Source organism: Rhizobium sp. N324 (genome assembly GCF_001664485.1).
In the GTDB taxonomy this organism is placed as follows: domain Bacteria; phylum Pseudomonadota; class Alphaproteobacteria; order Rhizobiales; family Rhizobiaceae; genus Rhizobium.
Genome location: NZ_CP013630.1, coordinates 1,049,725 through 1,064,171 on the forward strand (window position 1 = coordinate 1,049,725; position 14,447 = coordinate 1,064,171).

Annotated in this window: 12 protein-coding genes; 5 read left to right on the plus strand and 7 right to left on the minus strand. The window is 61.6% G+C overall.

Annotation, left to right across the window (positions count from 1 at the left end; all coding sequences use genetic code 11):
• The first annotated feature begins 20 nt into the window (after positions 1 to 20).
• On the plus strand, positions 21 to 1,958 hold the full coding sequence (locus AMK05_RS04970) for a methyl-accepting chemotaxis protein (protein ID WP_064837071.1): 1,938 nt from the start codon (positions 21 to 23) through the stop codon (positions 1,956 to 1,958).
• Positions 1,959 to 2,456: 498 nt separating this feature from the next.
• Here AMK05_RS04970 and dxs read toward each other — a convergent pair whose 3' ends face one another.
• Positions 2,457 to 4,373: a 1-deoxy-D-xylulose-5-phosphate synthase gene (dxs, locus tag AMK05_RS04975; RefSeq protein WP_064837073.1), complete on the minus strand. Its 1,917-nt coding sequence runs from the start codon at positions 4,371 to 4,373 to the stop codon at positions 2,457 to 2,459.
• Between the two features lie 284 nt (positions 4,374 to 4,657).
• On the opposite strand from dxs, the gene AMK05_RS04980 reads away from it, so the two are divergent.
• Positions 4,658 to 6,634 carry a phospholipase D-like domain-containing protein gene (locus AMK05_RS04980; protein WP_064837075.1) on the plus strand — a complete coding sequence of 659 codons (1,977 nt, stop codon included), beginning with the start codon at positions 4,658 to 4,660 and terminating at the stop codon, positions 6,632 to 6,634.
• Between the two features lie 40 nt (positions 6,635 to 6,674).
• Here AMK05_RS04980 and AMK05_RS04985 read toward each other — a convergent pair whose 3' ends face one another.
• From AMK05_RS04985 to AMK05_RS05000, 4 genes are all read right to left on the minus strand, one after another.
• Positions 6,675 to 7,598: a pirin family protein gene (locus tag AMK05_RS04985; protein WP_064837077.1), complete on the minus strand. Its 924-nt coding sequence runs from the start codon at positions 7,596 to 7,598 to the stop codon at positions 6,675 to 6,677.
• Positions 7,599 to 7,713: 115 nt separating this feature from the next.
• Positions 7,714 to 8,481, minus strand: a complete 768-nt coding sequence (locus tag AMK05_RS04990; RefSeq protein WP_064837079.1) for an SDR family NAD(P)-dependent oxidoreductase — start codon at positions 8,479 to 8,481, stop codon at positions 7,714 to 7,716.
• Positions 8,482 to 8,555: 74 nt separating this feature from the next.
• Positions 8,556 to 8,807, minus strand: a complete 252-nt coding sequence (locus AMK05_RS04995; RefSeq protein WP_047613900.1) for an exodeoxyribonuclease VII small subunit — start codon at positions 8,805 to 8,807, stop codon at positions 8,556 to 8,558.
• 2 nt (positions 8,808 to 8,809) lie between these two features.
• Positions 8,810 to 9,745, minus strand: coding sequence for a histone deacetylase family protein (locus tag AMK05_RS05000; RefSeq protein WP_064837081.1), 936 nt, complete (start codon positions 9,743 to 9,745; stop codon positions 8,810 to 8,812).
• 189 nt (positions 9,746 to 9,934) lie between these two features.
• Here AMK05_RS05000 and AMK05_RS05005 point away from each other — a divergent pair, with 189 nt between their 5' ends.
• Entirely contained in the window at positions 9,935 to 10,336 is a 402-nt protein-coding gene (locus AMK05_RS05005; protein WP_064837083.1) for an acyl-CoA thioesterase, read from the plus strand.
• An 84-nt stretch (positions 10,337 to 10,420) separates the two neighbouring features.
• On the opposite strand, the gene AMK05_RS05010 is transcribed toward AMK05_RS05005, so the two are convergent.
• The gene (locus tag AMK05_RS05010) at positions 10,421 to 11,035 is read right to left on the minus strand and encodes a 2'-5' RNA ligase family protein (RefSeq protein ID WP_064841277.1); all 615 of its coding nucleotides are present in this window, start codon (positions 11,033 to 11,035) and stop codon (positions 10,421 to 10,423) included.
• Positions 11,036 to 11,216: 181 nt separating this feature from the next.
• A complete protein-coding gene (locus tag AMK05_RS05015) occupies positions 11,217 to 11,603 on the minus strand; it encodes an ectoine synthase (RefSeq protein ID WP_049736015.1) in 387 nt (128 codons plus the stop codon).
• A 215-nt stretch (positions 11,604 to 11,818) separates the two neighbouring features.
• Between AMK05_RS05015 and AMK05_RS05020 the strand changes: the two genes are divergently transcribed.
• Both AMK05_RS05020 and AMK05_RS05025 read left to right on the plus strand, forming a co-directional pair.
• Positions 11,819 to 12,712, plus strand: a complete 894-nt coding sequence (locus tag AMK05_RS05020; protein WP_064837085.1) for a LysR substrate-binding domain-containing protein — start codon at positions 11,819 to 11,821, stop codon at positions 12,710 to 12,712.
• Positions 12,713 to 12,740: 28 nt separating this feature from the next.
• Positions 12,741 to 13,973, plus strand: coding sequence for a hypothetical protein (locus AMK05_RS05025; RefSeq protein ID WP_082935622.1), 1,233 nt, complete (start codon positions 12,741 to 12,743; stop codon positions 13,971 to 13,973).
• Positions 13,974 to 14,447 lie beyond the last annotated feature (474 nt).

Consider the following 14,447-nt stretch of genomic DNA (forward strand, 5'->3'; position numbering starts at 1 on the left):
TCGTCAGGAGAAATTCACCGATGTCCGCTAAAAACATATCCTTGAACGGGAAGCTCGCGGCCACGTTCGCAGCCCTCATTCTTATTTTCGTCGCCGTTTCCGCCTTCGTCTATTCCAAGGCGACGGCCTCGGCGGCCGCGTCTGCCGAACAGGAAAAATCGGAGCTGCTCGTCAACCAGATCGACGATGCGCTGCAGGCGATGCTCGAACAGGCCGTCAACCTGCGCGGTTTCATCCTTTTCCGCAGCGACAGCACCTATGGCGATGTCTTCGCCAACCGCGAACGCATGCTGAAGGCGATCGCCGCCGCCAGGCAGACGGCCGCGGCCGAGCCGCAGCTGGTCGAGATGATCGACGGCATGCAGAAGGCGGCCGACCTCTATTTCCATGAACTGGCCGAGCCGCAGACCAAGGCGCGCAAGGAAACCGACATGCCGATCGCCGACGTCGTCAAGATCGGCGTCAACGCCACCAAGGGCCAGCTCGACGGCTTCCGTCAGGCTTCGGCCAAGATCAAGGCCAGCGCCCGCGAAAAGTCGGAAGCGCTCGCTGAAATCCGCGCCGATGCCAATAGCGACCTGAAGACGACGCTGCTTGCCGGCGGTATCGTCGCCTCGCTTGCCGCCGCCGTGCTCGCCTGGCTGATGTCGCGCACCATCGTCCGCCCGATCGTCGGCATGACCGGGGCCATGGATCGCCTCGCCGGCGGTCAGAACGATATCGAGGTCCCGGCGACCGACCGCGGCGACGAAGTCGGCCGCATGGCCCAGTCGGTGCTGGTCTTCAAGCAGGCGGCGATCGAGAAGCTGCGCCTTGCTGGCGAGACCGACCGCATGCGTGATGACGCCGAGCGCCAGCGCCGGGCAACCGACGAGCAGAAGGCGCGCGAGGAAGGCGAGATCCGCCATGCGATCGATGCCCTGGCCGGCGGCCTTGCCGAGCTTGCCAATGGCGATATGGCCGGCCGTATCCAGACACCGTTCGCGCCGCAATATGACAGCCTGCGCAATGACTTCAACCATGCCGTCGAAAAGCTGCAGGCAGCGCTGCAATCGGTCGGCCGCAACGCCTCGGCGATCAATGCCGGCGCCGGCGAAATCCGCTCGGCCGCCGACGATCTTGCCCACCGCACCGAACAGCAGGCTGCCGCCGTCGAAGAGACCGCCGCAGCGCTCGAAGAGGTGACGACCACCGTCCGCGACAGCGCCAAGCGCGCCGAGGATGCCGGCAATCTCGTCGAGCGCACCCGTCTCGGCGCCGAAAAATCCGGCGAAGTCGTCCGCAAGGCCGTCTCCGCCATGCAGCAGATCGAAAAGTCCTCGGGCGAGATCTCCAACATCATCGGCGTCATCGACGACATCGCCTTCCAGACCAATCTTCTGGCCCTGAACGCCGGCGTCGAAGCCGCCCGCGCCGGCGATGCCGGTAAGGGTTTTGCGGTCGTCGCCCAGGAAGTCCGCGAGCTTGCCCAGCGCTCGGCCAAGGCGGCGAAAGAGATCAAGGATCTGATCACCACCTCGGGTGAACAGGTGGTTGCCGGCGTCTCCCTCGTCGGCGAGACCGGCAAGGCGCTTGAAGCCATCGTCGCCGAGGTGCAGGAGATCAATCACCACGTCAGCGCGATCGTCACCGCCACCCGCGAACAGTCGATCGGCCTGCAGGAGATCAACACCGCCGTCAACAACATGGACCAGGGCACGCAGCAGAACGCCGCCATGGTCGAGGAGCAGACTGCGGCCAGCCATGCGCTCGCCCAGGAGGCAAGCGCGCTGGACGAGCTGCTGCGCCAGTTCAAGCTCGGCCAGACGCGGCCGGACGCCGCACCGCGCGCCGCCGTTGCGAACGCCCGCCCGGTCGCCTCACCCGCCCGCGCGTTCGCCAACAAGGTCAGCAAGGCCTTCGGCGGCAGACAGGAAAGTGCTGCGGCGGCCGTTCAGGAAGAGTGGACGGAGTTCTGAGAGCGCTCAGGATGGGACGTTAAACGAGAGGGCGGCGCAACGGATGCGCCGCCCTATTTCGTTGGACGGGCCGGCATGACAAGCACGAGAGACGTGAGGTGATCCGTTCTATCGACTGCGATTTTGGCTGTGACATCTCCCACTCTCCCTCATCCCAGGCCTTGAGCCGAGGATCCATGCCACCCGCGCTGGTGGGTGCGGTGTGGATGCTCGGCTCAAGGCCGAGCATGACGGAGGGTGGGGTGGTCGCCGGAGCAAGTACAGCGATGGGTGGCGCTATGGATGCGCCGCCTCCTTATGGTCGAACGGCATAGGCGGGAGCAAGAGCCTGCCCCTCACCCTAACCCTCTCCCCGTAAAAACGGGGCGAGGGGACGTGCCTGGGAGACGTTGGCGAGGGACGGAAAGGTTGCGGCATATCCCCTTCGCCCCGTTTACGGGGAGAAGGTGCCGGCAGGCGGATGAGGGGCCTTCATACGGCACACCCTCACAAATTCACCTACCCCGCAACCCCAACCGCAACCCCGCGCCCCAGCGCCCTGAACACCGTCGAAACGATCCCGGCGCGATCCAACCCGGCATGGGCGATCATCGCTTCGGGTTTGGCCTGTTCCATCCAGATATCGGGCATCACCAGCGAGCGGATCTTCAGGCCGTTGTCGAGCAGGCCTTCGCTCGAGAGATACTGCATCACCTGGCTGCCGAAGCCGCCGACGGAGCCTTCTTCGACGGTGATCACCATCTCGTGGTGGCGGGCGAGCTGGCGGATCAGGTCGTGGTCGAGCGGCTTGGCAAAGCGGGCATCGGCGACCGTCGTCGAAAGCCCGGCGGCCTCGAGATCTTCGGCGGCCAGCAGACAATCGGCAAGCCGGCTGCCGAAGGAGAGCAGGGCCACCTTGGTGCCTTCCTTGACGATGCGGCCCTTGCCGATCTGCAGGATCTCGCCGCGCGCCGGCATGTCGACGCCGACGCCCTCGCCGCGCGGATAACGGAACGAGATCGGCCCGGCATCATAGGCGACGGCGGTGCGCACCATATGCTTGAGTTCGGCCTCGTCGGCCGCCGCCATCACCACGAAGCCGGGCAGCGTGGTCAGGAAGGCGGTGTCGAAGGAGCCGGCATGGGTCGGGCCGTCGGCGCCGACGAAGCCGGCGCGATCGATCGGAAAACGCACCGGCAGTCCCTGGATCGCCACGTCGTGCACCACCTGGTCGTAGGCGCGCTGCAGGAAGGTGGAATAGAGGGCGGCAAACGGCTTGTAGCCTTCCGCCGCGAGCCCGGCGGCGAAGGTCACGGCGTGCTGCTCGGCGATGCCGACATCGAAACAGCGCGACGGAAAGGCGTCGGCGAGCTTGTCGAGGCCGGTACCGTTCGGCATGGCGGCGGTGATGCCGACGATCTTGTCGTCGAGGGCGGCTTCCTGCACCAGCGCTTCGGCGAAGACGCTGGTATAGCTCGGCGCATTCGGCTTCACCCGCGCCTGGGCGCCGGTGATGACGTCGAATTTGTTGACGCCGTGATATTTGTCGGCGGCGGCTTCGGCCGGCGGATAGCCCTTGCCCTTCTGGGTGACGACATGGATCAGCACCGGCCCGCGGCCGTTGTCGCGCACGTTGCGCAAGACCGGCAGCAGATGGTCGAAGGAATGTCCGTCGATCGGCCCGATGTGATAAAAACCCATCTCCTCGAACATGGTGCCGCCGGTGACGTAACCGCGCGCGTGCTCGACGGCGCGGGTGATGGCGCGATCGATATTCTTGCCGAGATAGGCGGTCAGCTTCTTGCCGAAATCGCGGAAGCCCATATAGGTGCGGCCGGAGGCGAGGCGGGCGAGATAGGCGCTCATCGCCCCTGTCGGCGGCGCGATCGACATGTCGTTGTCGTTGAGGATGACGATGAGGCGGGCATCGAGTGCGCCGGCATTGTTCAGCGCTTCATAGGCCATGCCGGCCGACATCGCCCCGTCGCCGATGACGGCGATGACGCGGCGGTCGTTCTTGTCGAGATCGGCGGCAATTGCCATGCCGAGGCCGGCCGAGATCGAGGTCGAGGAATGCGCCGCGCCGAAGGGGTCATATTCGCTCTCGGCCCGGCGGGTGAAGCCGGACAGCCCGTCTTCCTGGCGCAGCGTGCGGATCCGGTCGCGCCGGCCGGTCAGGATCTTGTGCGGATAACATTGATGGCCGACATCGAAGATCAGCCGATCCTCAGGCGTGTCGAAGACGCTGTGGATGGCGATCGTCAGCTCGACGACGCCGAGGCCGGCGCCGAGATGGCCGCCGGTGCGCGACACAGCATCGATCATTTCGTCCCGGACTTCGCGGGCAAGCTGCGGCAGCTCGCGATCCTCGAGCTTGCGCAGGTCGGCGGGGTAAATGACCTGGTCGAGCAGGGGGGTCTTCGGCAGTTGTGTCACGGGCGGGCGCTCTTTCTTACTTTTCCTTGTACCGCTTTATTCGATTAGAACGAGGCAAAACAAGTGATTTCAGGAACCGAAGGTTTTCACCTTAGAGCATGGCGGAAAAATGTGTGAGCGGTTTCGGGAGATATCACATTCTATTTCCGTGAGTTGCATTTGCCTGATCTCTGCCGGGTCGCGCCCTGGTTTCCCGCCCGCCGATCGAATGCGCGAGGGCCGGCGAGCTGCTTGAATATGACACGGAATGGTAGCAATGTTGCCGGGCTGACAGGGGGCGGGCCATGGGAACGATTGTTGCAGCGCATGCCTATGTGAACAACGAGGTCGCTTTCGTAGCCTGGGATATCGACGCCAAGATCGATGGATGTCTCGGCTTCGAAGTCGTCCGCGTCTATCTCGACGAGCAGGGAGACGTGGCGAAAAGACCCGATGGCAGCGAGGACCGGGTGACCTGCGCCGCCTGGGTCGCCTTCAAGGGGCAGCGCAATCCGCACTGGCTGCCGCAGACGACGTCGCTCTGGCCGGTGCAGAAGCTTTCCTGGCGCGACCTGACGCTGCGCAAGCGGCGCAACGAAATGAAACGGCGGCCGGACGAGGTCCGGGTGCGCTACGAGATCCGCCCGCTCGGCGACCTGAAGCCGGGCATGCAGGCAGCCCCCGATCCGACGCCTGCACTCGTCGAGATCAACAAGCGGGATCAAAACGGCAGGCCGATCAGGAAGGCCGACGGCACTTTCGAGAAAATCGCGGTCAAGGCCTATGAGGGCGCCCCGCGGCCGCTCGGTTATCTCGGGCCGGCCGTCGTCACCAACCCGGTCCATGTGACGCGCAAGCGCGGCCAGTTCGAGTCGAGCTTCACCAACGGCATTCTCGCCGCCCAGTGGCTGCGCAACGTCCTGCTGGAGGACGGCGTGAAACAGCCGAACGAGCTGATCGACATGATTTCCAATCCGGAAAACGGCATCCGCAAATATCTGGCCGGCGATGTCATTCCGATGCTCAGGGAATTCATGAATGCGCCAGGCCGCTTCCTCGTCGCCCTCTACGAACTGGAGGACGAGGAGCTGCTGGCGCTGCTGATTGCCAATAAGGAGAAGCTGCGCATCATCCTCGCCAATACCGGCAAGGTCGGGGACGATTGGGATGTGCGCAATGCGCATGCCCGCCAGGCGCTGATCGAGGCCGGCGTCGAGATTCACCACCGGATGTTCAACAATTCGAGCCAGATCGGCCACAACAAATTCGTCGTGCACATACCGCCGAATGGCGCTCCGCGCAGCGTCTTCACCGGCAGCACCAACTGGACGGCGACCGGGCTTGCCGGCCAGTCCAACAATGCGCTGATCGTTCGCAACGACGCGATTGCCGCGGCCTATGTCGGCTATTGGGAGCGGATTCTGGAAGACAATGGAACGCTGGAAGCGCCCGTCGAATTCGATGACGGCATGCCCGACAACCAGCAGAGCAAGAAATTCCGGCGCGCGAACGAGACGCCTTCCGTTGTGCCGACAGGCGGCGGGACTTCGGTTGAAGCCTGGTTTTCGCCGAACATGCAGAGCCGCAGAAAGGGCAAGGCGACGCCACCCGATCTTCGCGAGGTCTACCGCCTGATGCGCCGTGCCGAGCACGCGGTGCTGTTTCTGGCCTTCTATCCCGGCCAGTCGGGCAGGGATTGCATCGTCGGCGAGGCGATCGATATCGGCCTCAAGGATCAGAAGCTGATCGTCACCGGCGCCGTTTCAAGCGCCCAGGCCATGCCCAACTACGTCGCCGGCAAGGACCATGATCCCGAGGATCCGGACGATGACGAAGACGCCGTCTCACCCCACACTTTCGACGAAGCCAATGTCTCGGTCGTCCGAGCCTCGCGCATCGATGACCGCCAGCTGCTGGCCGATTTCGGCGCCGAGGAACTGACCGCCAAGAAAGTGGGCGCCATCATCCACGACAAGGTGCTGGTGATCGATCCCCTGTCGGACGATTGCGTCGTCGTTCTCGGCAGCCACAATCTCGGCTTCAAGGCCTCCTACGCCAATGACGAAAACATGCTGATCGTCAAAGGCGACCGCGCGCTTGCCGAGGCCTATTCTGTCCATATCCTCGATGTCTATGATCACTATCGCTTCCGCGCCGTCGAGGCGGAATTGAAGCGCCAAGGCAAGAAGGGCTGGTCGGGCTTTCTCAACGTCGATGACAGCTGGCAGGACGGCTATATCAACCGCACCAAGGGCGCGCTGACGCGGTATTTCGCGGGTTGAGATTCTGCAGCCAGTCGTCGGCGGCGCATCGCCGCCGCCGTCACCCTTCCGGCAAAGGCACGAATTCCTCTTCGTCGCCGGGAACGATATCGAAGCGGCCGGAGCGCCATTCCTCCTTGGCCTTTTCGATCCGCTCCTTCGAGGAGGAGACGAAATTCCACCAGATATAGCGTTTCGAATTCAGCGCCGCGCCGCCGAACAGCATCAGATGACAGCCGTCGCCGCCTGCTTCCAGCGTGATCGGATCGCCCGGCCGGAAGACCAGCAGCTGGTCGGCGGCGAAGCGGTCGCACGAGATGACGACCTCGCCTGAAAGCACGTAGACGGCGCGTTCTTCATGTGCCGCGCCGAAGGGAAACTTCGCGCCCGTCTGCAGGCTGAGATCGACATAGAGCGTGTCGGAGAACACCCCGACCGGCGATGCCATGCCTTCGAACGAGCCGATGACCACACGCCCGCGCACGCCTGGAGTCTCGATCAGCGGCATTTCGGACTTTTCCGTATGGGCGAAGGAAGGATCGATCTCCTCCTTGTCGTCGGGCAGCGCCAGCCAGGTCTGCAGCCCTGACATCAGCAGCGGGTGGCCACGCAGATTGTCGGGCGTGCGCTCGGAATGCACGATGCCGCGGCCTGCCGTCATCAGGTTGATATCGCCGGGACGGATGACCTTTTCGGTGCCGAGGCTGTCGCGATGGCGGATCTCGCCGTCGAAGAGATAGGTAACCGTCGACAGCCCGATATGCGGATGCGGCTTCACGTCGAGCGCCTCGTTGGGCTTCAGGATCGCCGGCCCCATGCGGTCGAAGAAGATGAACGGCCCGACGAGGCGCCGCTGCCGCGTCGGCAGCGCCCGCCGCACCTGAAAGCCGCCGATATCGCTGGTGCGCGGAATGATCAGGTTCTCGATCGCATCACAGGCGAAGGCATCGCCGGGCAGGGGATCTTTTCCGGGAAAGAAGGACATGACGGATCTCCGATCTGAGGCGCCGCTGCAGCACTTTGATCGCTGCAGCGTCGCATTGTCCACAGATAGCGCTTAGAGCCCCGCCCGTCCAATCGGGCGTTGCGCCCGCCCTGTCTCAAATCGCCGTAAAACCGTTGTCGACGAAAAGGTGGGCGCCATTGACGAAGTTCGATTCGTCGCTGGCGAGGTAAAGGGCGGCCCGCGCCACATCCTCGGGCTCGCCGATCCGGCCCTGCTGGGCGGCGATGGCGGCATCCGAGACATCGACGCCGAGCGCCTGCAGGTCCGCCACCTCGCGCAGGCCGTGCGGCGTGCGGATGAAGCCGGGGCAGACGGCGTTGCAGCGGATGTTGCGGTCGCGGAATTCCACTGCGATGGCACGGGCAAACATATGCACGGCGCCCTTGGTGGTGTCGTAAAGCACTTCCATCGGCGTGGCGGCGACCGCCGAGATCGACGAGGTGCAGACGATCGATCCGCCGCCAGCGGCAATCATCTTCGGCAGCACCGCCTTGGTCATCAGAAACATCGAGCGCACATTGACGGCGTGCAGCCAGTCCCATTCCTCAAGCGTCGTTTCCAGGAAGGGTTTGATGACGATCGTGCCGGCATGGTTGAAAAGTACGGTCACCGCGCCATAACGTTCCTCGACGCCGGCGACGGCTGCTTTGACAGCGGCTTCATCCGAGACATCCGCCGTCCAGCAATCAGCCTCGCCGCCGGCATCGCGGATCGCCTTGACGGTCTCGGCGGCTGCTTCGCCATTGCGGTCGATAATGGCGACACGCGCGCCTTCAGCCGCAAACAGCTTCGAGGCCGCACCGCCCATGCCGGTCGCGCCGCCAGAGATGATGGCGACCTTGCCCTTCAATCTATCCGTCATTTGTCTGTCCCCTCATGGTTCTGGAGGGGATCATAGATCGGCCGCAAGCCGATCGCCAAGCGCCTTCGATCCGCTCAGGCCCCGTCCAGCGGCTCGACGGCCTGCGGCTTGCCGGCGCGGTCGAGCCGGATCTTCTCGATGCGATTTTCGGCGGCCGAAAGCAGCGTCTCGCAATGTTTCTTCAGCGCTTCGCCGCGCTCATAGATCTCGATCGATTCATCCAGCGCCACGTCGCCGCGTTCCAGCCGGGCGACGATGCTTTCGAGTTCGGCCACCGCCTTTTCGAAGGAAAGGCCCGATACCTCAGGCTTGGCGCTGTCAGTCATTCTCAACCCTTCATCATTCGCAGAATATGCATGCCCGCCGATTCGGCGAGGCCTTCGAGATCATAACCGCCTTCGAGCAGGCTGACGACCCGGTTCTTCGCGTAGCGATCGGCGAGCTCCAGGACCCGCCCGGTCGCCCAGTCGAAATCCTCGCCCGTCAGATTGATCTGCGCTAAGGGATCGCGGTGATGGGCGTCGAAGCCGGCGGAGATGATGACGAGATCCGGCCGGAAATCGGCAACGGCCGGCAGCACGCGCGATTTGAACGCCTCGCGGAAATGGTCGCTGCCGACATTCGGCGAGAGCGGCGCATTGACGATGGTATTGTGTTTGCCCTTTTCGTCTTTGGCGCCGCTGCCGGGGTAAAGCGGCATCTGATGCGTCGAACAGAACAGCACCGAGGGGTCGTCCCAGAAAATATCCTGGGTGCCGTTGCCGTGGTGCACGTCCCAGTCGATGATGGCGACGCGTTCGGCGCCATGCCGCTTCTGCGCATGGCGGGCGGCGATCGCCGCATTGTTGAAGAAGCAGAAGCCCATCGCCGTCATCTTTTCGGCATGGTGTCCGGGTGGGCGGGCGGCGACGAAGACATTGTCGGCGGCGCCGGAAAAGACGTCGTCCACCGCCGCCATCGCCCCGCCGATCCCGGTCAGCGCCGCCTGCAGGCTTTTGGGACTGGCATAGGTATCGGCTTCGAGCTGGTTGATCCGGTCTTCTTCCTCGGGGATCTCCCGCATCACGGCTTTGAGATGCTCTTCCGGATGGGCCAGCAGCACCGCATCCGCGCTCGCTTCGGGCGCCTGCCGGCGCTCCAGCCGCTCGAAATTCGGATGTTCGAGCGCGACATTGATGGCGCGGATCCGGTCCGATCGCTCCGGATGGCCGGCCGGCGTCACATGTTCCAGGAAGATCGGATGTTCATAAAGACGGGTGCTCATGGAGACACTCTATCGGTCGCTTATGTCATGTTCCACAGCAGATGGGGCATCGCCTGACGATTTCAACAAGCGCTCCTGCCGCGCCATCTCGCCGCCGGCGGCATTATAAATTCCTGTCATCTCAGCCGTTTACTTCGAAAAACCGCGTGCTACTGTCATAGACGGGGAATTTTGTAGGCAGAGTTGTTGATGAGTCAGTCTAAACGCCCGGGTGTGACGGAAATACATGTGCCGTTTCGCGATGTCGATATGACCGGCCGGATGTTCCTGGCCTCCTATATTTCTTATGCCGAATCCGTCATTGCAAGCTTCTGGTCGTCGCGGCCCGAGGTCGAGGACGAACCGGTCTACAGCGCCACCAAGATTACCTGCGTTCTTCACCGCCCGCTGCATTACGACGAGCCGGCCCTTTTTACCGCCGCCGTTGACAAAATCGGCGTGCGCTCCATCGGCTTCATCGTCTCGATCGATACGGGGGAGGAACGCGCCGCCGAGGTGGAGATCATCTGGCAGGCCCGCACCGGCGAGGATAAGCAGCCGGTGTCTCTGCCGGAGGAGACGCGGGACTGGCTCTACGGTTTTCTGGATTAAGGCCTGTCATCGCACGTGTGCGGCAGTTTCGGTAGTGATCGCCGATGGCTTCAGCCAGCAGAGCGGGTCGGTCAGCCGGAGTTGTTATGCCGCGCTTTTGCGGCGGAGGAGCGGTGCGCTGAGTATATTGGTTTCGACATTTGGATAAACGCGCTCTTCCAGCAAGGTAAGAGATTCAGCCCGCACTCTTATGGGCAAACAACCGGCGTCGAAGCTGACCGCCGGCACCGGCTGTTCGGCAAGAAACCTGAACAATGTTACATGCGCTATATCAGGCGGGCTTGGATGCCACTCCTCGAAGCAGATGGCCTGTGCGACGGCCGAGCGAAGCCGGCGCAATTCCGCCGGTTCTTCCGCTTTGACGAAGATAGCGGCTTCCGAAACCGCCACCTCGTCAAAATCAAGGTCAAACGATGGGGTCTGTTCGACCAGTCTCTCGACGACCTCCGTCCATCTTTCTCCGTTGCGCTTCCAGACCTCCTCGTTCGGAATGCTGAATTGGGCCGTGGCATCGATCAGGGTGGCGATCGTCATGTGCAGGCTTGTGGCCGGGACGCGCAAGAGCGGCGCTCCGTTGTCTCGCCCGATCCTGTTTTGCAAGTCGCAAAGCTTTGATCGTGCCTCGTGATCGGGCAAAAAGTGCAGGTGAAAGGCGCAGTGCCGTTTGAACCACAGCGTATCGATCTTCGTGCGGATCACGGCAGCAGGCCCTTCCATCCAATGCGGGCACGCCGCACCGAGAGCGTGCAATTCCGCCCTTGGCTATCACATCGCCGAACCGTTCGCCAAGGATAGCGGGCACCTGCCGAAGATCGACGATGATGGTGACGGCTTGAAATCGCTCAAGAGGATTGCCGCGCTCCCGCTTGGTTCGCCCGGCTCAGTATTCCGAACCGCTTCTGTTGTTCAGATCGTGACGTTCCGTCCCTTTCAGGGGCGGATTGAAGACGCTGACGAGAATGAGGTCCTTGTCCTTGCCGCCCCGCAAATAGTGTCGATCATGTTGATCGAGGACGTAGATGTCGCCGACGCGGATGGGAAAGACGTTGCCGTCCATATCCTCGACCTCGCCTTCTCCCTGGATGCAATAACAGGCCTCCAAGTGGTTGCGATACTGCAGCAGGGCCTGCGTGTTGGCGCGAACGACCGTGTGGCAGACGGTAAATCCCATCCCGTCATCATTCGTCAGCAGGCGATGGCTGGTGCCATTGCCCCAATCGACGAAGCGCTCGGTCTGCTCCACGTCTTTCAGGCTTCTCACAAACATGTACTTTCTCCTCGTCAATGATGGAGGCTTCCGATCTCCACAATCCATTAGGCATCGAAATCGCCGCTTGCTTCAAATGATCAAAATTGCGAAAACTGTTAGAATAATTTACATGCAGTGTTTGAATTCATTTCGCTATCCTGGGATAGATCTGAATAGATTTGACATTTCTGCCGGATGACAAATTCTGCCGGTCATGTGAGGAATTCGAACATATGCAACTGCCGCCGCTGAACGCCTTGAGAGACTTCGAAGCGACCGCCCGGCTGATGAGTCTCTCGAAGGCCGGAGACGAACTGCATGTGACCCATGCTGCGATCAGTCATCAGCTCAAACATCTGGAGGCATGGCTCGGACGCAAGCTGCTGCAAAAATCCGGGCGCGGCGTCGCACTGACCCCGGCGGGCAGCGAATATTATCTGGCGATCTCCGGCGCCCTGGCAGCCATCGCCCATGCAACGGGCAATATGCGCAGAGACCACAATATGCGCTCCATCACCGTCGGATGCATCCCTTCGATCGCGTCGCGCTGGCTGGTTCCGGCGCTGCCCTCCTTCCGGGAGAGTGATCCCGACCTCGATGTCAGGATCGTCTATGCCAGGGCGGAAGAGCGCTTCGATGACGAAAGCCTGGACGTTCTGATTACCATGGGAGAAGACCTGGCGGCAGGGCGGGAGAGCCGTTTGCTGTTCTCCCGGCGCAACCAGCCGGTGGCGAGCCTTCATTATCTGGCAAGCCGGAATTGGACAGTCGATAGCGTTCCCTTTGCAGCAGCCGACCTGCTGCACGACGAATCCGTCGACGGCTGGAAAGAATGGTTCCGAAAGACCGAGATAAAGGCACCCGAGCCGGTTCGCGGGCCGATATTCCAGGACTTCAACATTCTTGCCACGGCGGTGATCGCCGGGCATGGGGTGGCATTATGCCCGGTCGAAGTGTTTCGGCGAGAGATCGATCGCGGCGACCTCGTCGTGCTTTCGGACATCTCGACGGCAGAGACCCAGGGATATTACCTGATCACCAGCGCGTGGGCGAAAAAGCCGGTGCGCCGTTTTACCGAATGGTTCATGAAGGAATGCCGATCCGCTGGACCGTCGGTCATCGAATAAGCCGTCAAGTCGGGCCCTCGATGCGCTGATGAAGACATTCAGAGAAGCGGCCGGCGCCAACGGCGCGGTCGAGCAGAGCGACGAAAGCCTCGAGCATAACGGCTTGGAATCAAACGTCTTGCGTCACAAGCGACCGTTTGAGGAGAATATTTTTACGCCCATTGATCTGCAGTTGTTGGTGACCCAAAATCAGCTAATGACGAAATCAGATATCTTGTCACCCGATTTTCGAAAATCGCTCGCTGCCGTTGGCGAACGCCTGCATAGTGGCCGAAGCGTCAAAGCTGAGCTTCCTGCTGTTTTGGCCCACATGTCCGCTCTCCCGGCCGCATCGATCAGCCAAGCCGATCCGGAGATCGCGGCAGTTGCAAATCTAACTCGTTGGCGTCCTAAGCCCGCATGGCTTGACAAGCTATTTTGGCGTCATCTCTCAGATAGAGAACAATTATTGAGATTGCCCGATCTCAGTTATCTGTTCATATTTCACCGCGACGGGCGAATGAGGGAAGCTGCTCTCCAGAGGATAACCGGGGCACTGGAGAGTCCTTTTCTGTTCGCTGCTGTCGCCATGCGTCTGAATGACTGGGCTCAGCCGGTTCGCGTTGCCGCGTTCGCCTGTGCGAAACGCTGTTTCCCGCTGACGTCGGCCGAGGTGATCGCCAATGCCGCGGCCTCCCTGGTTCTGCACCAGGACAGTTGGGGACGATGGGATGTTGAGCGGCAAGCGATGGAAGAAACGCTGGCAAGGCCTGACGTCGCTGAAGAGTTGGCCCGTATCCTCTGCGAAGGTCAAACCGGGCCTGTTTCTCGGATTTTTCGTCTCGTGCTGAAGAATAGTTCGATGGATACTCATTTGCTGCAATTGGCGGCGAACGCGAGACAACCTTGGGTCCGTGCCGTCGCGGTTCAAGCCATTGCGGACATGCGCGCAGCTTGGCTCGTTGGTAGGGAGTGGCAGTGGGTAGACAAGTCTATGGGACGAAGGACGAGGACGCCTAAATTCGATTTTCGCGATATCAAGCTCTCAATCGACCAAGCAGGAGTCATTAGAGCCGCGGCTTCAGATGCATCGCTGATTGTCCGGCGTGCTGCATTGACGGCGGTTATTCAGCACTGGGGCGGAAGCCGCGAGGCTCAGGAACTTGCGTTGACGTTGAGATCTGATCCGAGCCCTTCAGTGAGAGAGCGGGCCGCCTTCATCTTATCGAGGATAAGTGAATCTGTTGCTCCGCATGACCGCATCGGGATACCTTCGCGATAGACGGGCGAAGATTGGGCGATACCGTTGAAAACTTCGGCACCTGACATCAACTTATTTTGAGCTATGGCCTGCACCTCGCAAAATGGTGCGCGTCATTGGACCTACTGATCGCCCTTCACATGTGGAGTTTTCGGTGAAAGACAAGCAAGAGAAAGGGCGGTGGGATACCGATGACGTGGTGACGTTCATGTACGGAAAATACAACGGCGCACTCCTACTGGCGTTGCGGGATTTTTGGAAAGCACTTTGTTCAGCTTGGCCTGACAAGCGAAATCCTCCCGTGTCTCCCGATCGTCGGGAAGAACCTTAAGACTAAGTACCCGTTTTGATGATCAAAGGGGCGGGTGGAAAAGCGCAGCGGCTCAACCGGCGCGCTTGTTCGAAACCGTCCTTGATGCTAGAAAGTGGCATGGACAACAACGTGATCAGCATTTTCGTGATGATGATGCCGCGCTCATAGCGTGGCGGGTTTCG